Source organism: Erwinia pyri (assembly GCF_030758455.1).
Lineage (GTDB): Bacteria > Pseudomonadota > Gammaproteobacteria > Enterobacterales > Enterobacteriaceae > Erwinia > Erwinia pyri.
This window is the reverse complement of sequence record NZ_CP132353.1, coordinates 1969832-1993878: the sequence shown is the minus strand read 5'-3', so window position 1 is coordinate 1993878 and position 24047 is coordinate 1969832. Positions and strand designations below refer to the sequence as shown.

General features: G+C 53.6%; 22 protein-coding genes, 1 other RNA gene and 1 other annotated feature. Of the genes, 6 read left to right on the top strand and 17 right to left on the bottom strand.

Features of this window, described 5'->3' with window-relative positions; all coding sequences use genetic code 11:
* Nucleotides 1–47: 47 nt before the first annotated feature.
* Both Q3V30_RS09245 and ydiJ read right to left on the bottom strand, forming a co-directional pair.
* Nucleotides 48–476, bottom strand: coding sequence for a hotdog fold thioesterase (locus Q3V30_RS09245; protein WP_306212621.1), 429 nt, complete (start codon nt 474–476; stop codon nt 48–50).
* Nucleotides 476–3529, bottom strand: coding sequence for a D-2-hydroxyglutarate dehydrogenase YdiJ (gene ydiJ, locus Q3V30_RS09240; RefSeq protein WP_306212619.1), 3054 nt, complete (start codon nt 3527–3529; stop codon nt 476–478). Before ydiJ ends, Q3V30_RS09245 begins: the two co-directional genes overlap by 1 nt.
* A gap of 218 nt (nt 3530–3747) precedes the next feature.
* On the opposite strand from ydiJ, the gene ydiK reads away from it, so the two are divergent.
* Both ydiK and rprA read left to right on the top strand, forming a co-directional pair.
* Nucleotides 3748–4866, top strand: coding sequence for an AI-2E family transporter YdiK (gene ydiK / locus Q3V30_RS09235; RefSeq protein ID WP_306212617.1), 1119 nt, complete (start codon nt 3748–3750; stop codon nt 4864–4866).
* Nucleotides 4867–5122: 256 nt separating this feature from the next.
* Nucleotides 5123–5233: antisense sRNA RprA (gene rprA / locus Q3V30_RS09230), an RNA gene on the top strand.
* A 61-nt stretch (nt 5234–5294) separates the two neighbouring features.
* Here rprA and ppsA read toward each other — a convergent pair.
* Complete coding sequence (gene ppsA, locus Q3V30_RS09225) at nt 5295–7676, bottom strand: phosphoenolpyruvate synthase (RefSeq protein WP_306212615.1); 2382 nt, start codon at nt 7674–7676, stop codon at nt 5295–5297.
* 472 nt (nt 7677–8148) lie between these two features.
* Here ppsA and ppsR point away from each other — a divergent pair, with 472 nt between their 5' ends.
* The 3 genes from ppsR (at nt 8149) to Q3V30_RS09210 (ending at nt 11059) form a co-directional block, all read left to right on the top strand.
* Nucleotides 8149–8982: a posphoenolpyruvate synthetase regulatory kinase/phosphorylase PpsR gene (gene ppsR, locus Q3V30_RS09220; RefSeq protein WP_306212613.1), complete on the top strand. Its 834-nt coding sequence runs from the start codon at nt 8149–8151 to the stop codon at nt 8980–8982.
* A gap of 132 nt (nt 8983–9114) precedes the next feature.
* A complete protein-coding gene (locus Q3V30_RS09215) occupies nt 9115–10161 on the top strand; it encodes a 3-deoxy-7-phosphoheptulonate synthase (protein ID WP_306212611.1) in 1047 nt (348 codons plus the stop codon).
* Between the two features lie 202 nt (nt 10162–10363).
* Nucleotides 10364–11059 (top strand): DUF421 domain-containing protein, encoded by a 696-nt coding sequence (locus Q3V30_RS09210; protein ID WP_306212609.1) that lies wholly within the window; start codon nt 10364–10366, stop codon nt 11057–11059.
* A 66-nt stretch (nt 11060–11125) separates the two neighbouring features.
* Here Q3V30_RS09210 and Q3V30_RS09205 read toward each other — a convergent pair whose 3' ends face one another.
* Nucleotides 11126–12016 (bottom strand): LysR family transcriptional regulator, encoded by an 891-nt coding sequence (locus Q3V30_RS09205; protein ID WP_306212607.1) that lies wholly within the window; start codon nt 12014–12016, stop codon nt 11126–11128.
* A 97-nt stretch (nt 12017–12113) separates the two neighbouring features.
* Between Q3V30_RS09205 and Q3V30_RS09200 the strand changes: the two genes are divergently transcribed.
* A complete protein-coding gene (locus tag Q3V30_RS09200) occupies nt 12114–13172 on the top strand; it encodes an SDR family oxidoreductase (protein ID WP_306212605.1) in 1059 nt (352 codons plus the stop codon).
* Nucleotides 13173–13249: 77 nt separating this feature from the next.
* Here Q3V30_RS09200 and Q3V30_RS09195 read toward each other — a convergent pair whose 3' ends face one another.
* The 13 genes from Q3V30_RS09195 to infC form a co-directional block, all read right to left on the bottom strand.
* Nucleotides 13250–14689, bottom strand: coding sequence for a protein adenylyltransferase SelO (locus Q3V30_RS09195; RefSeq protein WP_306212604.1), 1440 nt, complete (start codon nt 14687–14689; stop codon nt 13250–13252).
* Nucleotides 14690–14790: 101 nt separating this feature from the next.
* Nucleotides 14791–15537 carry an EAL domain-containing protein gene (locus Q3V30_RS09190; protein ID WP_306212602.1) on the bottom strand — a complete coding sequence of 249 codons (747 nt, stop codon included), beginning with the start codon at nt 15535–15537 and terminating at the stop codon, nt 14791–14793.
* Nucleotides 15538–15916: 379 nt separating this feature from the next.
* Entirely contained in the window at nt 15917–16375 is a 459-nt protein-coding gene (locus Q3V30_RS09185) for an NlpC/P60 family protein (RefSeq protein WP_306212600.1), read from the bottom strand.
* Between the two features lie 51 nt (nt 16376–16426).
* Nucleotides 16427–17161, bottom strand: a complete 735-nt coding sequence (gene btuD, locus Q3V30_RS09180; protein ID WP_306212598.1) for a vitamin B12 ABC transporter ATP-binding protein BtuD — start codon at nt 17159–17161, stop codon at nt 16427–16429.
* Nucleotides 17162–17707, bottom strand: coding sequence for a glutathione peroxidase (locus Q3V30_RS09175; RefSeq protein WP_306212596.1), 546 nt, complete (start codon nt 17705–17707; stop codon nt 17162–17164).
* A gap of 43 nt (nt 17708–17750) precedes the next feature.
* Nucleotides 17751–18734 (bottom strand): vitamin B12 ABC transporter permease BtuC, encoded by a 984-nt coding sequence (gene btuC / locus Q3V30_RS09170; protein WP_306212594.1) that lies wholly within the window; start codon nt 18732–18734, stop codon nt 17751–17753.
* A 53-nt stretch (nt 18735–18787) separates the two neighbouring features.
* Nucleotides 18788–19087: an integration host factor subunit alpha gene (ihfA, locus tag Q3V30_RS09165; RefSeq protein WP_056234587.1), complete on the bottom strand. Its 300-nt coding sequence runs from the start codon at nt 19085–19087 to the stop codon at nt 18788–18790.
* 4 nt (nt 19088–19091) lie between these two features.
* Nucleotides 19092–21479, bottom strand: coding sequence for a phenylalanine--tRNA ligase subunit beta (gene pheT, locus Q3V30_RS09160; RefSeq protein ID WP_306212591.1), 2388 nt, complete (start codon nt 21477–21479; stop codon nt 19092–19094).
* A gap of 14 nt (nt 21480–21493) precedes the next feature.
* The gene (gene pheS, locus Q3V30_RS09155; protein ID WP_306212589.1) at nt 21494–22477 is read right to left on the bottom strand and encodes a phenylalanine--tRNA ligase subunit alpha; all 984 of its coding nucleotides are present in this window, start codon (nt 22475–22477) and stop codon (nt 21494–21496) included.
* An 80-nt stretch (nt 22478–22557) separates the two neighbouring features.
* Nucleotides 22558–22682: a sequence feature (Phe leader region), on the bottom strand.
* Entirely contained in the window at nt 22633–22677 is a 45-nt protein-coding gene (gene pheM, locus Q3V30_RS09150) for a pheST operon leader peptide PheM (RefSeq protein ID WP_306213151.1), read from the bottom strand. (Overlaps the previous feature by 45 nt.)
* 125 nt (nt 22683–22807) lie before the next feature.
* On the bottom strand, nt 22808–23164 hold the full coding sequence (rplT, locus tag Q3V30_RS09145) for a 50S ribosomal protein L20 (RefSeq protein WP_034895128.1): 357 nt from the start codon (nt 23162–23164) through the stop codon (nt 22808–22810).
* A 40-nt stretch (nt 23165–23204) separates the two neighbouring features.
* Nucleotides 23205–23402 carry a 50S ribosomal protein L35 gene (gene rpmI / locus Q3V30_RS09140; protein WP_004157374.1) on the bottom strand — a complete coding sequence of 66 codons (198 nt, stop codon included), beginning with the start codon at nt 23400–23402 and terminating at the stop codon, nt 23205–23207.
* 90 nt (nt 23403–23492) lie between these two features.
* Nucleotides 23493–24044, bottom strand: coding sequence for a translation initiation factor IF-3 (gene infC, locus Q3V30_RS09135; protein WP_152322585.1), 552 nt, complete (start codon nt 24042–24044; stop codon nt 23493–23495).
* Between the last annotated feature and the right edge of the window lie 3 nt (nt 24045–24047).

Below are 24047 nucleotides of genomic sequence, written 5' to 3'. Positions count from 1 at the left end.
GGATAATGTGAGGCGTCAGGAGGCGATTTTAAAGGCCGGGAAGTATATCACTCTTTTCCCTTGCCTGACATCACTGCGGTGGTCAAACGAGAGGTGCAGCATAAGCGCTGCCCGGGGTCGAAGATCTCAATCTGCCAGACCTGATGGCGTCGCCCAAGATGAAGGGCCTGGCATACCCCTCTTACCTCACCCTCGCGCACGGCGCGAAGATGACTGGCATTGATTTCCACGCCCACGATAAAGTCATCCCCTTCCGTACAGAGATAGCCTGCCATTGAGCCCAGCGTCTCAGCCAGAGCGGCAGAAGCGCCGCCGTGAAGCAGGCCAAAGGGCTGCCGGGTTCGGCCATCAACCGGCAGCGTGGCCGTTAATGACCGATCGTCCATCGCTGTAAAAAGAATGCCCAGATGCGCCACCAGCGTTCCCTGACTACGCTGATTGAGTTGTTCTAACGAAACCTGACGCTTCCAGATCATTACACTATCTCCAGCAGAGCCTGCAATGGATGACGCATACCGTTCCCCTCCACGCGCTTCACCTGGCTGCGGCAGGAGTAGCCGGTAGCCAGACAGCGCTGACGCGGCAGCTTTTGCAGCGCCTGATGCCAGGAGAGTTCATAGATCCCCAGTGAGTTTTCCAGGTTCTTACTTTCATGGCCGTAGGTGCCTGCCATGCCGCAGCACCCCACGCTGATGTTTTCCAGCTTCGCGCCAAAGCGGGCAAAAATGCTCTCCCACTGTTTGGTGGAAGCTGGCAGTGCGGTCAATTCAGTGCAGTGGCCAAACAGATACCAGGCTTCACCGCTGGCCTGAGGCTTTTCCTGTGCAGGAAGTGCCTGTTGCAGCCACTCATGGACTAACTGAACGTGAAACGTTCCGCGTTCGCCTGCCAGGATCTCTCTGTACTCTTCGCGATAACAGAGCACCAGCGCGGGATCCACGCCCACCATAGGCAGCCCCAGTTGCGCTACCCGGTTAAGGAAATCCGCCGTCTTTTTCGCCGTGCGTGCAAAACTCTGCAGGAAGCCTTTCACATGCTGCGCTTTCCCGTTGGGAGAGAAAGGCAACACCACCGGGTGGTAGCCGAGTTTTTCAATCAGACGGACAAAATCGGTTACCAGCTGCGCTTCGTAGTAGCTGGTGAACGGATCCTGTACCACCAGCACATAGCGCTCACGCGCGGCGGGACTCATCGCCTCCAGCTGTTCCAGCGTGGTTTTCATCGCAGGCTGCCCGGCCAGCTGTTTTTTCAGGTTAGGAGAAGAGAGTAACGGCAAATCCACCATGCCGATATGACGCTTACTCATCTCTCTGACCAGCGGCTGACGCAAAAAGAAATTGAAGAACGCGGGCGCCTTCGCCATCACCGGCGCATAGCTTTCCACGCTGCCGACCAGGTAGTCACTTGCCGGACGCAGATAGCGGGTGTGATAGAGCTGCAGGAAGCGGGAGCGGAAACCAGGCACATCAATTTTGATTGGGCATTGGGTCGAGCAGGCTTTACAGGCGAGACAGCCGGACATCGCCTCTTTTACCTCATGGGAGAAATCATATTCGCCGCGCTTTGCATACCAGCTGTTGCGAGTGCGCTCTATCATGCCACGCAGCGAGACTTTTGCTTCCGGCAGGCTTCGCTCCAGCGCCAGCGGGTCAACGCCCTGCTCTGCCAGCAGACGCAGCCATTCACGGGTCAGCGTAGCGCGTCCTTTTGGCGAGTGAATACGGTTGCCGGTAATTTTCATCGACGGGCACATCGGACTTTTAACGTCAAAATTAAAGCAAAGCCCGTTGCCGTTGCATTCCATCGCGCCACGCCAGTCAGTGCGGACGTTAACCGGGATCTGGCGGTCAAAGGTGCCGCGCTTCTGCGCATCGACCTGCATCATCGGCTCATCTACGCCGAATGGCGTACAAATTTTACCGGGGTTAAGACGGTTTGCGGGATCAAACGCCGCTTTGATCCGACGCAGGTCGTTGAAGAGTTCTTCCCCGAAGAAAGCCGGGCTGTATTCCGCGCGAAAGCCTTTACCATGCTCTCCCCAGAGCAGGCCGCCATAACGGGCCGTCAGCGCCACCACTTCGTCGGAGATCTGCTTCATCAGCATCTCCTGGTGAGGGTCACACATATCCAGCGCCGGGCGCACGTGCAGTACGCCAGCATCCACATGCCCAAACATGCCATAACTCAGGTTATGGTTATCCAGCAGCGCACGGAATTCGACGATGTAATCCGCAAGATGCTGGGGCGGCACGCAGGTATCCTCGACAAAAGGAATCGGTTTGGCCAGCCCCTTTGCATTACCCAGCAGACCAACGGCTTTTTTGCGCATCGCGTAGATGCGCTCAATGCCGTTGAGATCGTCGCAGAGCTGATAGCCGATGATGCCCGCCTCATTGTTGCTCATCAGGCTGTCAAGGCGCTGACAGAGCGCCGCCATCTGAGCATCGATCAACGCCCTGTCGTCTCCGGCAAACTCAACGATATTCAGCCCGAGCATCTCCCGATCCGGCACATCAGTAATCAGCTCCCTGACCGAATGCCAGACGATATCCTCGCGCGCCAGGTTAAGCACTTTCGAATCGACGGTTTCCACCGACAGCGCTTTCGCTTCCACCATAAAAGGCGCGCTGCGCAGAGCAGAGTCAAAAGAGTCATATTTAATGTTCACCAGCCGGCGAACTGCCGGGATTGGCGTAATGTTCAGACGCGCTTCAGCAATAAAGGCAAGCGTCCCTTCTGCGCCGCAGAGGATACGCGTCAGGTCGATATGCTGCAGATCGTCGCTGACCACATGCCGGAGATCGTAACCGGTCAGGAAACGGTTAAGCCTGGGGAAACTCTCCCTGATGGTCTGATGGCGGTCGCGGCAGCGCTCCAGCACGGTACGATAAATGCTCCCTTCCCGGCTCTGCTCCTGCGCCAGCTCCTCAGCCAGCGCAACGGGAACCGGGCGCGTGTCGAGGATATCGCCGCCAAGCAATACGGCGCGCAGGCCAGTGACATGATCGGAGGTCTTGCCATACACCAGCGACCCCTGTCCTGAAGCATCGGTGTTGATCATGCCGCCAAGGGTAGCCCGGTTACTGGTGGAGAGTTCAGGCGAAAAGAAATAGCCGTAGGGCTTGAGGAACGCATTGAGCTGGTCTTTGATTACGCCTGCTTCAACTTTAACCCAACCCTGTTCGACATTAATCTCAAGAATGCGGTTCATATGGCGCGACAGATCAACCACGATCCCCTGATTCAGAGATTGTCCGTTGGTGCCGGTACCGCCGCCTCTGGGGGTAAAGATCAGGCTGGTAAAGCGCTCTTCAGCCGCCAGCCGGGCAATCAGGGCGACATCGGCCGTGGAGCGGGGAAACAGCACCGCATCCGGAAGAAGCTGATAGATACTGTTGTCGGTGGACATCGTAAGGCGATCGGCATAGCTGGTGGCGGTGTCGCCTGTAAATCCGTGCTGCTCCAACGCCTGCAAAAAATTGAGCACCAGCTGAACGAGGCCGGGTGCCTGGGAAATCTGTGGGATCATTATCGGGTGACCAGATGTTGTGTATAGAGAAACTCACGCCTTGTTTTTATCACACTTTTTTATGGCCTGTCGCGATTTCAAAACCGGTGTAAAAAGATTAGCGTGGTGTTTCCGGTGAAAACGCGTTTAATACGCAAAGCTGGAGGAATATCTGTACAGACAAGGGGTCTGTCAGGATTTACCCGCACTGATTTCACACTGAAGGTACCGTAATAACCATGAAGAACGTGCATACAGGATGGGATTTGCAGCAGATCGTCTTCTCCCTGATGTTTATTATCATAATGATTGTGGCCTGTTTGTGGGTGGTTCAGCCCTTTGTGCTGGGCTTTGCCTGGGCCAGTATGGTGGTGATTGCCACCTGGCCCCTGATGATCAAGATCCAGGAACTCCTGTGGGGCCGACGCTCGCTGGCGGTGATCGCCATGACGGTTCTGCTGATCCTGCTCTTCATTATTCCTGTAGCGCTTCTGGTTAACGGCCTGATTGAGAACAGCGGGCCGGTGATTGCCTGGGCCTCTTCCGGGCATATTCTGCTGCCGGATATGCACTGGCTGAAGAGTATTCCGCTGGCTGGCAGAAAAATTTACTCCGCTTATCACCATCTGGTGCAGGGCGGCGGCACCGCCCTGATGACCACGGTTCAGCCCTATATAGGCCGCACCAGCGGGTTCCTGTTTGCTCAGGCGGGGCATTTTGGCCGCTTCCTGATGCATCTCGGCCTGATGTTGTTATTCAGCGTGCTGCTTTACTGGCGAGGCGAGCAGGTCGGGCAAGGTATCCGTCATTTCGCCTTCAGGCTCGCTTCACGTCGGGGTGATGCCGCTGTTCTGCTTGCTGGTCAGGCCATCCGGGCGGTGGCGCTGGGTGTAGTGGTAACCGCGCTGGTGCAGGGAGTATTAGGCGGCATTGGCCTGGCGGTCTCCGGCATTCCTTACGCCACCGTACTGACGGTACTGATGATCCTCTCCTGTCTGGTGCAGCTGGGTCCGCTGGTGGTGCTGGTGCCCGCTATTATCTGGCTTTACTGGAGCGGAGATACGACCTGGGGCACGGTGCTGCTGATCTGGAGCTGTATTGTGGGAACGCTGGACAATGTGCTGCGCCCCATGCTTATTCGTATGGGTGCAGATTTACCAATGATCCTGATCCTCTCAGGCGTCATCGGTGGACTGGTAGCCTTTGGGATGATTGGCCTGTTTATTGGGCCTGTGGTACTTGCCGTCTCCTACCGCCTGGTTTCCGTATGGGTACATGAAGCGCCAGCGCCTGAAGAAGATCCTCTTATGGTGGTGGAAGAGCTGGCGGAATTTGAAGCAGAACAGACCGAAAAATAACCTTTCCTTAGCGGCTGGCATCGCTGGCCGCTCTCTGGTGAAAAAAAAGTGCGTCACGTCTTAAAACACTTTGATTAGTGTTTTTTACCAGAAAAGCGCATTTTTTGACCTTTTAGCCAGTAACGCACGGCAATTGATTACGTTACATACAGTTTTAACTCGCTCCGTCCGGGAAATCTGTCACAAAAGGTTATAGGTTTTAAACTAATAAGAGGATTCTTAATGACTCGCCCCGCCCGTCTGAATAGTATGAGTCACATGTTTACGATCAAACTGCTGATTTCTAAACAACCTTTTTCCCCTGAGTAAAGTAAAAGAATTGCTGTGTGTAGTCTTTGCCCATCCCATGTGATGGGCTTTTTTTTGCCTGTAGCAAAGCAAAAAGGCCAGATTAACTGGCCTTCTTAAGGTTAAAATAAGGAATGCTGCTATTTCGCCGGAATTTCTGCCAGACTTAACCAGGTTTGAACTACTGTATCGGGGTTTAGTGACAGGCTGTCGATACCCTCATCCATTAGCCACGCTGCAAAGTCTTCATGATCGGATGGACCTTGTCCGCAGATACCCACGTATTTTCCTTCTTTTTTCGCCGCCCGAATAGCCATTGAAAGCAGCGCTTTCACCGCATCGTTTCGTTCGTCGAAAAGTTCAGAAACCACGCCGGAGTCGCGATCCAGACCAAGCGCTAACTGCGTCATGTCGTTTGAACCGATGGAGAAGCCGTCGAAGTACTGCAGGAACTGTTCAGCCAGCAAGGCGTTTGAAGGAATTTCGCACATCATGATCAGCTTGAGACCATTCTCGCCACGCTTAAGCCCCTGACGCTCCAGCTCTTCCACCACCGCTTTAGCCTGGGCAACGGTACGCACGAACGGCACCATAATTTCGACGTTGGTCAGCCCCATATCGTTACGTACCCGCTTCACGGCCGCGCACTCCAGCGCAAAGCAGTCACGGAAGCTGTCCGCCACGTAGCGACCGGCGCCACGGAAGCCTAACATCGGGTTCTCTTCTTCCGGCTCGTAACGCTCGCCACCTACCAGGTTGGCGTACTCATTAGTTTTGAAGTCAGAGAGGCGCACAATCACACGCTTCGGTGAGAACGCCGCCCCCAGTGTGGCGATCCCTTCGGTCAGGCGAGCGATATAGAACTCAACCGGATCGTCAAAGCCCTTCATCAGCGCGCGGATCTCTTTTTGCAGCTCCGGCGTTTGCTGGTCAAACTCCAGCAGCGCTTTTGGGTGCACGCCAATCATGCGGTTAATAATAAACTCCAGGCGCGCCAGCCCCACCCCTTCATTAGGCAGACAGGCAAAGTCGAAAGCGCGGTCCGGGTTGCCCACGTTCATCATGATCTTCAGCGGCAGCTCAGGCATTTTGTCCACCTGCGAGCTTTTCACTTCAAAGTCCAGCAGCTCGTTATAGACGTAGCCTGTGTCCCCTTCCGCACAGGAAACCGTGACTTTGTGACCATCCTTAAGAATATCAGTGGCGTTACCGCAACCTACAACGGCAGGAATGCCCAGCTCACGCGCGATGATCGCGGCATGACAGGTACGCCCGCCACGGTTGGTCACAATCGCTGACGCCTTTTTCATGATCGGTTCCCAGTCCGGGTCGGTCATGTCCGTGACCAGCACGTCGCCCTTTTCAATGCGGTTCATCTCGCTGATATCGTGGATGACCTTCACTTCGCCAGCCCCGATGCGGTGGCCGATTGCGCGCCCTTCGACCACCACTTTGCCTGAACCTTGCAGGGTATAGCGCTCCATCACCTGGCCGTTAGAACGGACCGTTTCCGGGCGCGCCTGGACGATAAACAGCTTGCCGGTGTGCCCATCTTTGGCCCACTCGATGTCCATCGGACGCTGATAATGTTTCTCAATCTGTACGGCCTGTACCGCCAGCGCTTCCACCTCTTCACTGGTCAGACAGAAAGTGTCGCGCTCCTCTTCCGGCACATCTTCGATGCGCACCTGTTCGCCATGCTCCTGCGAGTCGGCATAAACCATGCGGATTTTTTTAGAACCCATGTTACGGCGCACAATCGCGGGACGGCCTGCTGCCAGCGTCGGTTTGTGGACATAAAATTCATCCGGGTTTACTGCGCCCTGCACTACCATTTCGCCCAGCCCTAACGCAGCGGTGATAAACACCACCTGATCGAAGCCCGATTCGGTATCAATGGTAAACATGACGCCGGCGGAGCCCAGATCGGAACGCACCATACGCTGAACGCCTGCCGAGAGCGCCACGCCACGATGATCGTAACCCTGATGCACACGGTAGGAGATGGCGCGATCGTTGAACAGGGAAGCATAAACATGCTTCACCGCGATCAGCACGGCATCAAATCCCTGTACGTTAAGGAAGGTTTCCTGCTGACCCGCAAAGGAAGCATCGGGCATATCTTCAGCGGTGGCGGAAGAGCGCACCGCAAATGAGGCCTCGGCATCATCCGCAGAGAGCTGCTGATAAGCCTCACGGATAGCCTCTTCCAGCGCAGGCTGGAAAGGCGTATCCACAATCCACTGGCGTATCTGCTTGCCTGCTTTCGCCAGCTCATCAACATCATCAATATCGGTCTTGTCCAGCAGATCGTAGATACGCTGATTGACGCCGCTCTGATCGAGGAACTGATTAAATGCATCTGAGGTCGTCGCGAAGCCGTTCGGAACGGAGACGCCCAGCGAGGACAAATTAGTAATCATTTCACCCAGAGAGGCATTTTTGCCTCCCACCCGATCAACATCGTTCATGCCAAGTTGGTTATACCAGAGCACAAGCGGCACTTCGCCTTTATTGGACATTGAAGCAATCCTTTTACGATTTAATTAAGAATATGAGGACAGAGTCGTACGTTTTGAGCCTGCCACATTCCTGTGTCAGAAAGAAACTGTTGAATCGTTCAAGCGAATTAAAAAGGTAATTTTAGGATAACTCCGCCCGGGAACGGGCCGTTGCGCAAGAGAAAAAATAAGATAATTACTTTTATTTCATGGGGATAATGAAAAACGCTTTTTTAGCGGGCAAATCCGTTTGCGCAAGGGAAAATGATTCCTGATTAGAATGCTTTTCTTATTAAGGGCTATTTTTAGGTATGACAAAGAGAAACATCATTTCATAAAACGCCTGATTTTCACTTTCGCCCTGTTTTATAAAAATGAAAAGTTCATATGATTATCTTATGAATTATTTATTTTGTCTTGCTGGCGACGTCACTATTTGCTTTTCAGGTGTGGATTAATTTAGGCTGACCGCAACCCAAAAGCTGGAGTGAAAATGGACGTGAACAACGAACGCAGTGTTTTTTATATCTCTGACGGCACGGCGATAACCGCAGAGGTCCTGGGGCATGCCGTGCTGTCTCAGTTTCCCGTGGGGATTAACAGCGTCACGCTGCCCTTTGTTGAAAACGTTCAGCGTGCCCAGGCGGTGAAAGCGCAGATCAACGCGCTGCATCAGAAAAGCGGCGTTCGTCCGCTGGTTTTCATCTCTATCGTTACCCCTGAAATTCGTGACATCATTTTGCAGAGCGACGGCTTTTGCCAGGATATTGTGCAGTCACTGGTGGCGCCGCTGCAGCAGGAGCTAGGGATCGCACCGGCGCCAATAGCCAACCGGACGCATGGGTTAACCGCGAATAATCTGGGTAAATATGATGCCCGTATAGCCGCGATAGATTATACGCTGGCGCATGACGACGGCATCTCCCTGCGCGGGCTGGAGGATGCCCAGGTCATTTTACTGGGCGTATCACGCTGTGGTAAAACCCCGACCAGTCTCTATCTGGCTATGCAGTTTGGCATTCGCGCAGCCAACTATCCCTTTATTGCCGATGATATGGATAATCTCAAGCTGCCGCCCGCGCTGAAGCCTTTTCAAAACAAGCTGTTTGGTCTGACGATCGATCCTGAACGCCTGGCTGCCATCCGCCAGGAGCGGGCCGAGAATACGCGTTACGCCTCTATGCGCCAGTGCCGCCTTGAGGTAGGAGAAGTGGAGGCCCTTTTCCGCACTAATCAAATCCGTTATCTCAACAGCACAAATTATTCCGTGGAAGAGATCGCCACAAAAATACTGGATATCATGGGCCTGACCCGCCGGATGTATTAAAAAGTGATATTTATCGCGTTACGCCCGATTAACGGGCGTTAGCGGTTGAATTCATCGCTGGTTGGTTTATTGTGATCGCCATCACTTCCCGGTACTCCTGCCGCTGCGAAGAACACAATTTCAGAGATGGTTATGAACAAAACTGATGAGCTGCGGACCGCGCGCATCGAGAGCCTGATTACGCCTGATGAACTGGCGAAACGGCTGCCGATCACTCCCGCTATCGCCACCAACGTCACCGATTCCCGCAAACGTATTGCCCGCATCCTGTCTGGCGAAGATGCTCGCCTGCTGGTTGTGATTGGCCCCTGCTCGCTGCACGATCCTGAAGCAGCGGTGGAATATGCCCGCAAACTCAACGTATTGCGTGAAAAATACCGTTCACGCCTTGAAATCGTTATGCGCACCTATTTTGAAAAACCACGCACCGTGGTGGGCTGGAAGGGACTGATTTCCGATCCGGATCTCAACGGCAGCTTCCGTGTGAACCATGGTCTGGAAGTTGCCCGCAGGCTGCTGCTGGAGATCAATGCGCTGGGCATGCCAACTGCCACCGAGTTTCTGGATATGGTGGTGGGCCAGTTTATTGCCGACCTGATCAGCTGGGGCGCTATTGGCGCGCGTACCACTGAAAGCCAAATCCACCGCGAAATGGCCTCTGCTCTCTCCTGTCCGGTAGGATTCAAGAACGGCACGGATGGCAACATCCAGATTGCCGTGGATGCAATCCGCGCTGCCAGAGCCAGCCATATGTTCCTCTCTCCCGATAAATATGGGCAGATGACGATTTACCAGACCAGCGGCAATCCCTCCGGTCATATCATTATGCGTGGCGGAAAAGCGCCTAACTATCATGCTGAAGATATTGCAGCGGCTGCGGCGCGGCTGCGTGAGTTCAGGCTTCCGGAACAGCTGGTTATCGATTTCAGTCATGGCAACTGTCTGAAGCAGCATCGTCGGCAAAAAGATGTTTCGGCCTCTGTCTCGCAGCAAATCCGCGAAGGTTCACGCGCTGTGGCAGGCGTAATGATTGAGAGCTTCCTTCAGGAAGGTACGCAGAAGGTTGAAGCTGACAAGCCGCTGGTTTATGGCCAGTCTATTACCGACCCTTGTCTGGGCTGGGATGACAGCGAAGAGGTTCTTGCTGAGTTAGCAGAAGCGGTGGATACGCGCTTCTGAGTGACTCTCTGGCGGGGGGCGTAAAGCCCCCTGTTCCGGGATGCGTTCTCCACTGGAGGCGTTATTCAGCAGAGAAGCGATCTTTTCCCGGAAGCCTTACTGCCGCCTTCCTGCCTTCACCTCCCTCCTTAAGCCTGTGTGATGCCATTCAGGCTTATGTCATAATAAAACACGTTTAATTCCGAAGGTTTCCGTTCTGTCTATGTTCTCATTTGACTGGCATCGTTTTCTTCTTAATGACCAGCAGGCCTCATTTCTGGTCGAGGTTGCTTTCCGGGTACTTATTGCCTATATCGTTGTTTTCACCTTTCTGAAAATATCTGGCCGCCGGGGGATCCGTCAGCTCTCTCTTTTTGAGCTGGTGATCATTCTTACGCTGGGATCGGCATCGGGCGACGTCACCTTCTACGATGACGTGCCGGTGCTGCCGGTGATCATGGTTTTTGTGGTGCTGCTTTTTCTCTACCGGTTTACCACTTTTCTCACCGCGCATATTCCCCGTTTCTCACGCTGGATTGAAGGCGATGTTGTGACCCTGATTAAAGACGGGCTGTATGAACTTGAGAGCCTGGACAGGCATAATATTTCTGAAAACGAATTTTTTATGGAGCTTCGCCAGAATGGCGTCGAGCATCTCGGTCAGGTGCGACTGGCCATCCTTGAAATTGATGGTGAGATCAGTATCTATTTTTTCGACCGCGACAACCTCAGACCCGGTCTCTCCGTTCTGCCACCGGCCCATCGTAAGGATTTTCTTTGCGTGCCGGTGACAGACGTTTATGCCTGTAATCATTGCGGCATAACACAGCGTATTGAGGCGCAGCACACCCTGCATTGTCCGAGATGCAAAAATGAATTCTGGTCCGCTGCGCTGCATACCCACCGTGCTGGAGCCTGACAGCTTTCACCTGTCCGGATGCAGGAGATGAAACAGTGCAGGCAGCAATAGCTGTTAAGGCTTTGCTCAGAGACTCCTGGTGAAATCGGGCAGCAAATGCTCAATCATCCCGACAATGCCTCTGACCCGTTGCGGGATAAAACGTGCATCGGGAAACAGTGCGTAGAGAAAGCGATCCGGCAGGCGATAGCCTGGAAGTACCTGAACCAGGGCGCCGGATTGCAATGCCTGCCTGGCAAGGGGTAATTGCATGCCGCCAATACCGATCCCTGCCTGCAGTGCCTGCAGCAGACCTTCGCTGCTGTTGGCGCGAAACACGGTATTCACTGCCAGCTCAACGGATTCATTATTTTCCGTTATTAACCGCAACGGCGCGCTCTGCGCTATGCTGCTAAAACGGACATGCGGCTGCATGGCCAGTTCCGCCACTGTGTTTACGGATGCAAAAGTAGGCGCGGCAAAAAGAGGCGTGACAATACGCGCCAGCATTCGCGCAGCCAGCGTCTCTGGCGGCTTACTGCTGAGTCTTAATGCGACATCCACGCCTTCACTGACCAAATCAGCTATCCGGTCATCAAGCGCCAGCGTCAGATGTAAACCCGGATTCGCCTTTTGTAAGTTCAGCAAATGAGGCAGAAACAGCTGGCCAAGCCCGCTGGGCAACTGCATATGCACCCGTCCCTGCCATTGCTGCTGCGCAGGACGGAGTTGACTCTCCGCCTCAAGCATCGCTTCAACAAGCGGCTGGATCTGCCGACGATAGCGCTCCCCCTGCTCAGTCAGCGCCATTACCCGCGTGGTCCGGCGCAGCAACACCACGCCAAGTTCTGCCTCAAGCGCGGCAACCTGCTGGCTGACTGCAGACTGTTTCATGCCGGTTTGACGCGCCGCAGCGGAGAATGAACCGGCTTCCGCCACACGCAGAAAGGTATTGATCGCGTTGAGCTTGTTGTTCATTTACTGTTTTTTCTTATAGGTGACATCAATTTAGGGGGATATTTACGCATAAATAAATATAACACACTGCCTCCGACACCCACTTCGGAGAAAAAATATGTCACAAATCCATCAATCCAGAGTCGCGCTGGTTGCCGGCGGTAGCGGCATTGTCGGTAGTCAGCTGGTCAAAACTCTGCTGAAAAATAAGTGGCAGGTCATCAGCCTTTCGCGTCAGCACGCCATTCGTAGGGAGGAGATTCAACAGGTTAATGTTGATCTGCTTGATGCGCAGCAGAGTACTCAGATGCTTAAACCGCTCAGTAACGTCACGCATATTTTCTACAGCGCGTGGATTAACGCCGCGAACTGGACGGAAATGGTTGAGCCAAATGTCACCATGCTGCGCAATCTGGTCAACAATATCGGGAACATAGCCCCGTTAGAAAATGTAAGCCTGATGCAGGGGTATAAAGTTTATGGCGCTCATCTCGGCCCCTTTAAAACACCAGCGCGTGAAAGCGATGCTGGCGTACCGGGCGCAGAGTTTAACGCCGCACAGCTGGCCTGGCTGAGTGATTGCCAGCAGGGCAAAGCCTGGCACTGGCAGGCTTTGCGGCCCGGGGTGGTCGGCAGCGCAGTGCCTGGTAATGCAATGAATCTGGCGCTGAGCATTGCGCTCTATGCTTCGTTGTGCAAAGCGCACGGGCTGCCGCTGCGTTTTCCCGGCACGGCACAAACCTGGCACAGCATCGTCGATCATACTGAGGCCGGATTGCTGGCGGATGCCACACTGTGGGCGGCGACTGCGCCCGGGGCAAAAAACCAGGCTTTCAATGTAAATAACGGTGATGTCTGGCGCTGGAGTGAGCTGTGGCCGCTATTTGCGCGCTGGTTTGAACTGGAGTGCGCACCGCCGGTCAGGCTCTCTTTTCAGCAGCTGTTCAGGGATTATCGCACTGCGTGGCGTGCTCTGGCGGAGCAGAAGCAACTGGTGGAAACGGATATTTTGCAGCTTAACAACGGCCAGTTTGCAGATTTCGTTTTAGGCTGGGATTACGACATGTTTGGTGATGGCAGCAAACTGCGGCGGGCGGGCTTTACGCGCTATCAGCAAACAGACGAGATGTTTATCACCCTGTTTACCCAGCTGAGGGCGGCACGCATTATTCCATGAGGAGAGGCTCTGGCTGCCCCTTACCTCTATTCCGTTATTAAGGGGTCAGCCAGTGATGACCCCTTCCCCAGGTCAGGTCAGCTTGAACAGCTCACCTCTATCTTTTTGCCCCAGTCTGGCGGGCGACGCATTAAATCAGCGAATTCTGGCGCCTCTTCAAACGGCTGACTCAGCGCCTGATGCAGTCTGGTCAGCACGCTGATGTCATCTTTCTCCGCCTGCTCGATCGCCTGCTGGGCAAGATAGTTGCGCAACACAACGGCCGGATTGGCCTGTTTCATCTGCTGCTGACGCTCGCTATCGCTCCGCCCCTCCTCCATCAGCCGCTGACGCCAGATGTTATACCAGCTGTCAAAAGCTTCACGGTCGATAAATTCATCACGCAACGGTGAGGTGGATTGCTGCTGTTCAGTGTGCGAAAGCTGACGGAAGGTCCAGCTGTAGTCGCTGCCCTCTTTGGTCATCAGGGAGAGCAGGCCAGTCAGAATATCGTTGTCATGCTTGCCCTGCGTGATCAGTCCCAGCTTCGCCCGCATCTGCTCGCCCCAGCAGCGCATCAGCTCAGGCTCATATTCTGCCAGCGCCTGCTTAAGCTGCTCCGTGGTCATCAGACCGGAAAGAGAATGAGCGAGACGGTTGAGATTCCACAGTCCCACCATGGGTTGGTTCTCAAAACTGTAGCGCCCCTGATAATCGGAATGGTTGCAGATAAAGTCCGGTTTATAATCATCCAGAAAACCGTAGGGACCGTAATCCAGCGTCAGGCCAAGAATTGACATGTTATCGGTATTCATTACGCCATGAGCAAACCCTACGCTTTGCCAGTGCGCAATCAACCTTGCGGTTCGCCGCACAACGTCACTGAACCACAACAGGTAGCGTTCCGGTTCATCCTGCCACTGTGACCAGTGATGCCGGATGGCGTAATCGGCCAGCTGACGCACTTTTTCCTGCTCGCCGGCATAAAAGAAATGTTCAAAATGACCAAAGCGCAGATGGCTCTCCGCCACGCGCAGCAGCATCGCGCCGCGCTCAGTGCTTTCCCGGTAAACGGGCTCATCGCTGGTAACAACGGTCAACGCACGCGAGGTGGGAATACCCAGATGATGCATCGCTTCAGAAGCCAGAAACTCACGCAACGAGGATCGCAGAACGGCGCGACCATCGCCCATTCGTGAATAGGGCGTCAGTCCAGCCCCTTTGAGATGCCAGTCCATTTTGCGCCCGTCAGGTAACAATTGCTCCCCAAGCAGGATCCCCCGCCCGTCTCCCAACTGTCCCGCCCAGACGCCAAACTGGTGTCCACTATAGACCTGAGCCAGCGGTTCCATGCCGGGCAACAGGGTTTCCCCGCTCCAGAGTGGCGTTTTCTCTGGGGTGAACCAGCTTTCATCCAGACCCAAATCACCAGCGAGGGAGGCACTGTGGTACAACAACCGCGGATTTTTTAGCGGAGTTGGCTGAAGAGCGGTGTAAAATCCCGCCAGCTCATGATGCCAGGTATTGTTAAACTGCATGAAGTCCCCCTGCAAAGTACCGTCACGGCTAAGGGTTAGCCGCTATATCACTTAGTGTAGACCTGTGGACCGGAGGTTAACACCGACTGATTACAGGGTTTTTATTGGGGACAGAGTTGGCCCTGCAACGCTTCAGGCGGCTGAGTTAATGATGAAAGGGCCTCTTCCCCCACCGGCGAAAACAGTGCGCTTTGAATACCATCAAACTGATAATGGCTGATCTTTTCAAGGCCGGATAAATCATCCACTCCCTGCACGATGACCTGCTGACAATGGGGTTTAATATGATCCAGCACGGTACTCATAAAGGGTTTAAACGAGAGCTTATTTATATTGTGCTTGATAAACCCTTTGTCGAGTTTGATGCGGTAAAAGAGATCGTCATAGACAGCTTTGGAAGGTGCCTTACCGGATCCGTAGTTTTCCAGGCTTAAGGAAAACCTCTCGCTTAACGCCACCAGCTCCGGATGATCTTTACCCAATTTAAAATTGGGAAAGCTTTCATTAATTTCCAGTTCCAGCCACTCCAGCGCCTCTAATTTACGCGTAAGAAAGTCACTTTCCAGAATAGCTTTTGAGATAACCTCATCAATTTTTAGCGTAACCCTGACGCCCTGCTGGCGAAAGAAGTCATGATGCTTCTCAATGCTTTTAATTTGGCTCTGCAGTAAAAGAACACGCTGCTCTTTATCCATTTGCGGCAGCAGCATCTCCTGCGGCATGGCAACATTGGCTGTGGTATGGGAAAAATGCGTAAGCAGCTCGACGGCTATCAGGTGTCCGTCCAGACGGTAAACCGGGTAGAACGCTGTGTAGCTCTTATAATCCGCTTCCAGATGGATTTTCATTTTTATTCAGCCATGATGAAGTAGCAATTCGCTCACCCCGTCCCACCTGATAATGGCCTGAGCAGTGCCATGATAAAGTGATAATGCAGTATGATTGCGAGTGACGGAATGAGGCCGGTAGTAAAGGGATAAACTATCACACAATTGAGATGAAAGATGCTAATCAGTTTACGCATTTATTTAGCAAAAATCATTAGCCCGTCATTAACTTCAATAGCGCTTTACTAAAATTTGACGTAAAGCTGACCTGAAAAGAGATTTAAGGACAATTTTTTTAATTAACACAAAAATTGCTGATGATTATTAATTATCAGTCCCTAAATCAAACGATCGGGAATTGCACACCAGCTGAATACTTAGCAAACTAAATATAATTGAATCAAATCCGTCTCGCCTGCCAGAAAGCTTTTTTCCAGTACTGATTATTTAACGAAGAGCGGATCACCCCCTGACTGGTCGAGGCATGAATAAACTGATCGTCAGTGTCGTAAATGCCGACGTGAAGACCATTCTCTCCTCTGCCGGTTTTGAAAAAGACCAGATCGCCGGGTAACAGTTCATCTTTATCTATGCGCGTGCCAATATCCGTTTGCGCCGCGGTGGTACGGGGAAGCTGCAGATCAAAACGATCGCGGAAAGTGAGATAAACAAAGCCAGAGCAATCCACGCCGCCCCGCCCCATGCCGCCATAGCGATAAGGCGTACCCCGCCACTGGCTGAGCTGCTCGTTTAGTTGAGCGATTACCGTAATGGAATCAGAAAGCCGTCCGTTGGGTGGCGGTGCATGGCTGCTACATCCCGCCAACAGAATAATGATCAGCACAAAACAGTAGCGCATAAGAAATCCCTTTGATTCTGTAAGTCTGGTACCGGGCCTGTGACGGGCATTTTAGAGGAATGTGGTAAGAATTTCGTGATTTTCTGCATGCAATTTATGAAAAGGCACGCCGAAAAGTTTACTCAGAGTCTCGGGTTGCAATACGCTCTTCGCCTCCCCCTGTTGAACCAGCGCTCCCTCTTTCATTAACCAGACTGTCCGGGCATGGTGAAGGCTGTGGTTAATATCGTGACCACTCATAATTACCGTCAGGCCCTGCGCTACACAGGCCGCTAGGTAACGATCAAACGCAGCCTGCTGCGCCAGATCCAGGCCAGTAAGAGGCTCGTCGAGCAGTAATATCCGCCCCTCTGGCTGGGCTATCTGACAGAACACCGCGGCCAGACGAACACGCTGCCACTCTCCGCCGGAAAGCTGATTCACCGGCCTGGCCAGTTTACCGGCTAACTGAAAAACGGTACATAACGTCTCCAGCGTGGTTTCATCTGTCTCGCCCGCGTGGTGCAGGGAAAGATAGTGCCACACTGGCATCTGCCCGACCGGCGCTTGCTGCTGCGGCAGCCAGGCACGGGCGCGGGCCAGAGCCGCAGCCTGCCATTCGCGTAACGGTTTCCCTGCCAGACTAATTGTTCCTTCAGCGGCTAACAAACCGGCAAGCGTGGTCAGTAACGTACTTTTCCCCGCGCCATTCGGTCCCACTATATGAATCAGCGCACCAGCCGCAACTTCGGCGCTGAAAGGCGCAAGGCGCTGCCTCACGGCAACGCCCTCACACTGCAGTAACATCTATTTTGCCAGCGCCTCTTTCAGCGCGGCAAGGAGCACAGGATCGTTCGGTTCCATATCGGGGGAGAAACGCTGCAGCACTGCGCCATCACGGCCAATCAGGAATTTTTCGAAATTCCACAGGATGTCACCCTTCTCTTTGGGCGCACGGCCTTTGCTGCTCATTCGCTCAAGGAAGCCACTGTTCTCCGGAACGGTCGCTTCTGACTGCGCAGCCACCAGCTGGGCGTAGAGCGGATGACGCTCCGGGCCGTTTACCTCAATTTTACTGAACATCGGGAAGGTTACGCCGTAGGTGGTGCTGCAAAACGTTTTGATCTCCTCAGCACTGCCCGGCTCCTGGCCCAGAAAAGCGTTGCAGGGGAAACCCAGTACGGAAAAGCCCTGGTCCTTCCACTCATTCTGTAACGCTTCCAGCTGCTCATACTGTGGCGTCAGGCCACATTTTGATGCCACATTCACCACTAACAACACTTTCCCCTGCCATGCGGCCAGAGAAGTCTGCTCACCTTCCAGCGTTTCAAGTTGAGTATCAAAAATGCTCATTGCTGTTTTCCTGTTTAGTAGAGTGAGAAATACATTGCGCCTGTTATGGTTGGTTGCGTACCAGCAGCCAGATAAAAACCGGCGCGCCTATCGTGGCGGTAACGACACCAATGGGTAATTCTGCCGAAGAGATCGCTATCCTGGCAACCACATCGGCTGCCAGCAACACTGCGCCTCCCGCCAGCGCACAGGCGGGCAACAGGCTTTGATGATCGCTGATGCCGTTAAGGCGCAGGATATGCGGGATGACCAGCCCGATAAAACCGATGGCGCCCGCTAAAGCCACGCTGACGCCGGTCAGCCAGCCAATGCCCAGCACCAGCACATTTCGCCACAACAACAGGGATAACCCCAGCTGCCTTGCGGAAACTTCCCCCAGTGCAATCAGATTCAGCACACGCCAGAGTGAGCAGAGCCAGCCAAGTACCGGCACCAGCGCCACCATCAGCCAGCGATAGCGCCAGTCGACGCCGCTGAACCCGCCCAGCATCCAGTACATCAGCTGTCGTAAATCCAGGTTTGAACTGAAATAAACAGCCCAGGTCATCACCGCGCTACAGATAATCCCCAGCGCTACCCCAGCCAGCAGCAAACGGCTGTTAGAGAGATGATGCCGGGCAAAGCGCAGCAGGATCAGCGTCACCGCCAGCGCCCCAATAATCGCGCTCAGACTGCTTTGCCACAGCCCGCCCGCGCCAGCAAAAATGGTGAGCACCAGCCCGACCCCCGCCCCATTGGAGACGCCCAACAGGCCCGGTTCAGCGAGCGGATTCTCAAATAATGCCTGCATTACCGCGCCCGCCACGGCCAGGGAGGCTCCCACCAGCAATACCGCCACAGTTCTGGGCAGGCGCAACTGCCAGACATAGAGGGAACCTTCAGGCGTAAACCACGCTGCAGGCATCAGCCAGCGATCTCCCGCGCAGAGGCTCAGGATAAGCATCAGCAAAGCGAAAAGCGCCAGCGCAACGAGCCAGCGCCGCTGGTGGCGTCGGGCACGGTATATATGTTCAGTGAGCAAATTCATGGTTCACTTCATATGAAAAAGGCCGCATAAGCGGCCTTTTTTACTGGCAGAAATCACTCTTCTTTCGGTGTTGCGTTTTCAACCCGGCTTTTCAGCTTCTGTCCGGGCCGGAAAGTCACCACACGACGCGCCGTGATGGGAATATCTTCACCAGTCTTGGGGTTACGTCCCGGACGTTGGTTTTTGTCGCGAAGGTCGAAATTGCCAAATCCTGACAGTTTAACCTGTTCACCGTTTTCCAGGGCACGACGTACCTCCTCGAAAAACAGCTCTACGAGCTCTTTGGCATCCCGTTTGCTCAGCCCGAGCTTCTCAAACAGGTATTCAGACATTTCAGCTTTTGTAAGCGCCATAGGTTCAATCCCTCAAGGATGCTTGGAATCGCTCTTTCAGTGCCTCTACGCATTTTGCAACGGTAGCAGCAATCTCATCTTCTTCGAGTGTCCGGCCGGTATCTTGCAAAATCAGGCTGATAGCGAGGCTCTTAAAACCTTCATTTACGCCCTTACCGCGGTACACGTCAAACAAGTTTACGCCAACTACCTGATTTACGCCAACTTTCTTACACTCTGCGATGATATCTGCTGCAGGCACGTTTTCGGCCACCACAACAGCGATATCACGGCGGTTTGCCGGGAAACGAGAAATCCCGCTCGCATCAGGCAGGACGCGGTCTGACACCTTATCCCACTCCAGTTCAAACACCACGGTACGGCCGTTAAGATCCAGTTTCCGCTCAAGTTCCGGATGAACCACCCCCAGAAAACCGATGCGCTCATCCTGTAAATAAATTGCCGCACTCTGCCCCGGGTGCAGAGCCGGATTAGCCTCAGCGCGGAACTGAATATCAGACAATTTACCGGTCAGGTCGAGGACGGACTCCAAATCGCCTTTTAAATCATAGAAGTCAACTGCCTGACGCGCCAGATCCCAATGTTCTTCATAACGGGTTCCACTGATAACACCTGCCAGCATAACGTCCTGACGGATACCCAGGTTTGCCTGTGTATCAGGGACAAAGCGCAATCCGCTTTCGAAAAGACGCACGCGGCTCTGCTGACGATTTTGGTTATAGACCACGGCAGAGAGCAGGCCGGTCCAGAGCGACAGACGCATTGCAGACATCTCTACAGAGATCGGGCTTGGCAGTACAAGGTTCTCTTCGCCCGGGTGCAGCAGGGCCTGGATTTTAGGATCCACGAAGCTGTAAGTAATCGCTTCCTGATAACCTTTGTCTACCAGCAGCGCTTTGACACGCTTCAGCGACAGATTGGCTTCGCGGTGTCTGGTCATTACCAGGCCAGCCTGGACAGGCACATCCGGAATGTTGTTGTAGCCATAGATGCGGGCCACTTCTTCCACCAGATCTTCTTCGATTTCCATATCGAAACGCCAGCCCGGCGCAACAGCCTGCCAGAAGCCCGCGCCTTCAGTTACTTCGCAACCCAGACGACGCAGAATGTCGCTGACGTCGTTATCGGCAATCACATGACCAATCAGCCGATCCAGTTTCTCGCGACGCAGGGTAATAGTGGCACGCTTAGGCAGATCGGCTTCGCTGGTGACATCAATCACCGGGCCCGCTTCGCCGCCGCAGATATCCAGCAGCAGACGGGTCGCCCGTTCAATAGCCTTGAACTGCAGCTGCGGATCCACGCCACGCTCATAACGATGGGAAGCATCGGTATGCAGGCCGTGACGACGCGCACGTCCGGTAATCGAGAGCGGGCTGAAGAAAGCACATTCGAACAGCACATTGGCGGTTTCTTCGTTTACGCCAGAGTGTTCGCCACCAAAGATGCCGCCCATGGCCAGCGCTTTCTGGTGATCGGCTATCACTAAAGTATCGGCATTCAGTTTAGCTTCGGTGCCATCCAGCAGCTTCAGGGTTTCCCCCTCTTCCGCCATGCGCACCACGATGCCGCCATCAATACGGTCAAGATCGAACGCATGCATAGGCTGGCCCAGCTCAAGCAGCACGAAGTTAGTGATGTCGACAACCGGATCGATAGAGCGAATGCCGCAGCGACGCAGCTTCTCTTTCATCCAGAGCGGCGTGGCTGCCTTAACGTTAATGCCTTTAACCACGCGGCCAAGGTAACGCGGGCAGGCTTCTTTGGCATCAACCCGGATCGGGAAAGTATCCTGAATAGTAGCGGCTACCGGCGCAATCTCTGGCTCGTTTAACGCCAGCTTGTTCAGCACGGCCACGTCACGGGCAACACCGATGATGCCCTGGCAGTCTGCGCGGTTAGGCGTGACGCTGATCTCAATGGTGTTGTCATCAAGCTTCAGGTATTCACGGATATCGGTGCCTGGTGAAGCCTCCAGAGGCAGTTCGATAATGCCATCATGATCGTCGGAAATGCCCAGCTCGGAGAATGAGCAAAGCATCCCTTCTGACGGCTCGCCGCGCAGCTTGGCGGCTTTGATTTTGAAATCACCCGGCAGAACCGCGCCCACGGTGGCCACAGCCACTTTTAATCCCTGACGGCAGTTCGGCGCGCCACAGACGATATCGAGCAGGCGATCGCCGCCCACGTTGATCTTAGTCACGCGCAGTTTATCGGCATTGGGATGCTGGCCGCACTCCACCACTTCACCCACTACCACACCGTGAAAAGCACCGGCTACCGGCTCAACACCGTCAACTTCCAGGCCCGCCATGGTGATTTGTTCTGACAACGCTGCACTATCAATAGCCGGGTTAACCCACTCACGTAACCAGAGTTCGCTGAATTTCATAGGAAGACCCGCCCTTATTTAAACTGTTTGAGGAAACGTAAATCATTTTCGAAGAAGGCGCGTAAATCGGTCACGCCATAGCGCAGCATGGTCAGTCGCTCCATTCCCATGCCAAAGGCGAAGCCTGAGTAGACTTCCGGATCGATACCGACGTTACGCAGAACATTAGGGTGAACCATGCCGCAGCCCAGCACTTCCAGCCACTTGCCATTTTTGCCCATTACATCCACTTCCGCAGAAGGCTCGGTGAACGGGAAATAGGAAGGACGGAAACGGACCTGCAGATCTTCCTCGAAGAAGTTATTCAGGAAGTCGTGCAGCGTACCTTTCAGATTGGTGAAGCTGATATTTTTATCGACGATCAGCCCTTCCATCTGGTGGAACATTGGCGTGTGGGTCTGATCGTAGTCATTACGGTAAACGCGGCCTGGCGCGATGATGCGAATGGGCGGCTGCTGATTCTTCATGGTGCGGATCTGCACGCCAGAAGTCTGGGTGCGCAGCAAGCGGGTAGCATCGAACCAGAAGGTGTCGTGGTCGGCACGCGCGGGGTGATGTCCCGGAATGTTCAGTGCATCAAAGTTATGGTAATCATCTTCAATTTCCGGGCCGGTTGCTACCGCAAAACCCAGTTCGCCAAAGAAGGTCTCGATACGGTCAATCGTCCGAGTAACGGGATGCAGGCCGCCGTTCTCAATGCGGCGGCCAGGCAGCGAGACATCAATGGTCTCTTCTGCCAGGCGGGCATTCAGTGCAGCGGATTCCAGCGACTCTTTGCGGGCGTTCAGCGCTTCCTGAACCTGCTGTTTCGCTTCGTTAATCACCGCACCTGCTGCCGGACGATCTTCCGCTGGCAGCTCGCGCAGCGTCGTCATCTGCAGTGTCAGATGTCCTTTTTTCCCGAGATATTCAACGCGTACCGTGTCTAACGCGGCAACATCGTGGGCATCAGCAATGGCCGCTTTCGCGTTCGCCACCAGTTCTGCGAGATGTGACATGCTTTCCTCTTCTTCCAGCCGCCGTGGCCGGTCTGTTTTTATATGAGGACGAGAGTTCGTCCGATATCAGCTACGCCAGAAACAAAAAAGCCTCCACTGGGGAGGCTTTAAGCGCGATTTTTCGTTTCTTTTCTTTGCGCACAAGCCCCCGATGTTCAGGTGCTAAAGTAAAAAAAGAAACGGAAAATTGCCGAACTCATGCTTGTGATACCTTCTCTTTCGCCTTGCCCAAAAAAGTAGAGCTATTGAAAGGCTGATGGGCAGAAAAGTCAATCTTTTGCTTTAGTTAGAGAAAATAAAAGAGGGAGCAAGCTCCCTCTTTCACCTGACTTACGCCAGAGCTGATTTCGCTTTTTCAACCAGTGCCGTGAAGGTCACTTTGTCGAATACGGCGATGTCAGCCAGAATCTTACGGTCGATCTCAATAGACGCCTTTTTCAGGCCATTGATGAAACGGCTGTAAGAGATACCGTTAGTGCGTGCCGCTGCGTTGATACGCGCGATCCACAGCTGACGGAACTGACGCTTACGCTGACGACGGTCACGGTAAGCATACTGACCAGCTTTGATAACAGCCTGGAAGGCAACGCGGTAAACACGTGAACGTGCACCGTAATAGCCTTTAGCTTGTTTTAAGATTTTTTTGTGACGTGCGCGAGCAACTACACCACGTTTTACACGAGCCATTTAGCTCTCCTGTTTAATATTCTGAATGAAAAAAATAGACTTATGCGTACGGCAGGCAAGCAATAACCAGACCCAGATCGCCTTTAGAAACCATGCCTTTAGGGCGCAGGTGACGTTTACGCTTAGTAGATTTTTTGGTCAGAATATGACGCAGGTTTGCGTGTTTACGCTTGAAGCCGCCAGAGGCAGTCTTCTTGAAGCGCTTAGCCGCGCCACGTACAGTTTTAATCTTTGGCATTTAAAACATCCACTTCGCATTGTTAATAAAATGAACCAGACAGGCGAACAAAAGTCCGGGCCGAAGCCCGGACTTCGATTACTTTAGGGCCTACTGCTTCTTCTTCGGAGCCAGCACCATGATCATCTGACGACCTTCGATCTTCGAAGGGAAGGATTCGACAATCGCCAAATCCATGTCTTCACACAGATCTTTACGGACGCGGTTAAGCACTTCCATACCGATCTGCTGGTGCGCCATCTCACGACCACGGAATCGCAGCGTGATTTTGGCTTTGTCGCCCTCTTCGAGAAAGCGAACCAGGTTGCGTAGTTTTACCTGATAGTCGCCATCATCGGTTCCAGGACGGAATTTGATTTCCTTAACCTGGATAACTTTTTGCTTCTTCTTCTGTTCTTTAGAAGATTTGCTTTTTTCGTAAAGGAATTTGCCGTAATCCATGATACGGCAAACGGGCGGCTCGGCGTTAGGGCTGATTTCAACTAAATCAACGCCTGCTTCCTCAGCTTTTTCTAAAGCCTCATTCAGACTGACAATACCAATCTGCTCGCCATCGACGCCAGTCAGTCGTACTTCTGTGGCGCGGATTTCTCTGTTAATGCGATTAGGACGCGCCGGTTGAACTCGTTTTCCGCCTTTAATACT

What these genes read in the sequence shown, in the direction of transcription:
- pheS (WP_306212589.1), bottom strand. Translation starts at nt 22,477, where the DNA reads ATGTCACATCTCGCAGAACTGGTGGCGAACGCGAAAGCGGCCATTGCT.
- Q3V30_RS09215 (WP_306212611.1), top strand. Translation starts at nt 9,115, where the DNA reads ATGAACAAAACTGATGAGCTGCGGACCGCGCGCATCGAGAGCCTGATT.
- Q3V30_RS09205 (WP_306212607.1), bottom strand. Translation starts at nt 12,016, where the DNA reads ATGAACAACAAGCTCAACGCGATCAATACCTTTCTGCGTGTGGCGGAA.
- Q3V30_RS09200 (WP_306212605.1), top strand. Translation starts at nt 12,114, where the DNA reads ATGTCACAAATCCATCAATCCAGAGTCGCGCTGGTTGCCGGCGGTAGC.
- rpmI (WP_004157374.1), bottom strand. Translation starts at nt 23,402, where the DNA reads ATGCCAAAGATTAAAACTGTACGTGGCGCGGCTAAGCGCTTCAAGAAG.
- ppsR (WP_306212613.1), top strand. Translation starts at nt 8,149, where the DNA reads ATGGACGTGAACAACGAACGCAGTGTTTTTTATATCTCTGACGGCACG.
- ydiJ (WP_306212619.1), bottom strand. Translation starts at nt 3,529, where the DNA reads ATGATCCCACAGATTTCCCAGGCACCCGGCCTCGTTCAGCTGGTGCTC.
- Q3V30_RS09185 (WP_306212600.1), bottom strand. Translation starts at nt 16,375, where the DNA reads ATGCGCTACTGTTTTGTGCTGATCATTATTCTGTTGGCGGGATGTAGC.
- ydiK (WP_306212617.1), top strand. Translation starts at nt 3,748, where the DNA reads ATGAAGAACGTGCATACAGGATGGGATTTGCAGCAGATCGTCTTCTCC.
- Q3V30_RS09195 (WP_306212604.1), bottom strand. Translation starts at nt 14,689, where the DNA reads ATGCAGTTTAACAATACCTGGCATCATGAGCTGGCGGGATTTTACACC.
- Q3V30_RS09190 (WP_306212602.1), bottom strand. Translation starts at nt 15,537, where the DNA reads ATGAAAATCCATCTGGAAGCGGATTATAAGAGCTACACAGCGTTCTAC.
- ihfA (WP_056234587.1), bottom strand. Translation starts at nt 19,087, where the DNA reads ATGGCGCTTACAAAAGCTGAAATGTCTGAATACCTGTTTGAGAAGCTC.
- pheT (WP_306212591.1), bottom strand. Translation starts at nt 21,479, where the DNA reads ATGAAATTCAGCGAACTCTGGTTACGTGAGTGGGTTAACCCGGCTATT.
- rplT (WP_034895128.1), bottom strand. Translation starts at nt 23,164, where the DNA reads ATGGCTCGTGTAAAACGTGGTGTAGTTGCTCGCGCACGTCACAAAAAA.
- Q3V30_RS09210 (WP_306212609.1), top strand. Translation starts at nt 10,364, where the DNA reads ATGTTCTCATTTGACTGGCATCGTTTTCTTCTTAATGACCAGCAGGCC.
- btuD (WP_306212598.1), bottom strand. Translation starts at nt 17,161, where the DNA reads ATGTTACTGCAGTGTGAGGGCGTTGCCGTGAGGCAGCGCCTTGCGCCT.
- ppsA (WP_306212615.1), bottom strand. Translation starts at nt 7,676, where the DNA reads ATGTCCAATAAAGGCGAAGTGCCGCTTGTGCTCTGGTATAACCAACTT.
- btuC (WP_306212594.1), bottom strand. Translation starts at nt 18,734, where the DNA reads ATGAATTTGCTCACTGAACATATATACCGTGCCCGACGCCACCAGCGG.
- Q3V30_RS09175 (WP_306212596.1), bottom strand. Translation starts at nt 17,707, where the DNA reads ATGAGCATTTTTGATACTCAACTTGAAACGCTGGAAGGTGAGCAGACT.
- Q3V30_RS09245 (WP_306212621.1), bottom strand. Translation starts at nt 476, where the DNA reads ATGATCTGGAAGCGTCAGGTTTCGTTAGAACAACTCAATCAGCGTAGT.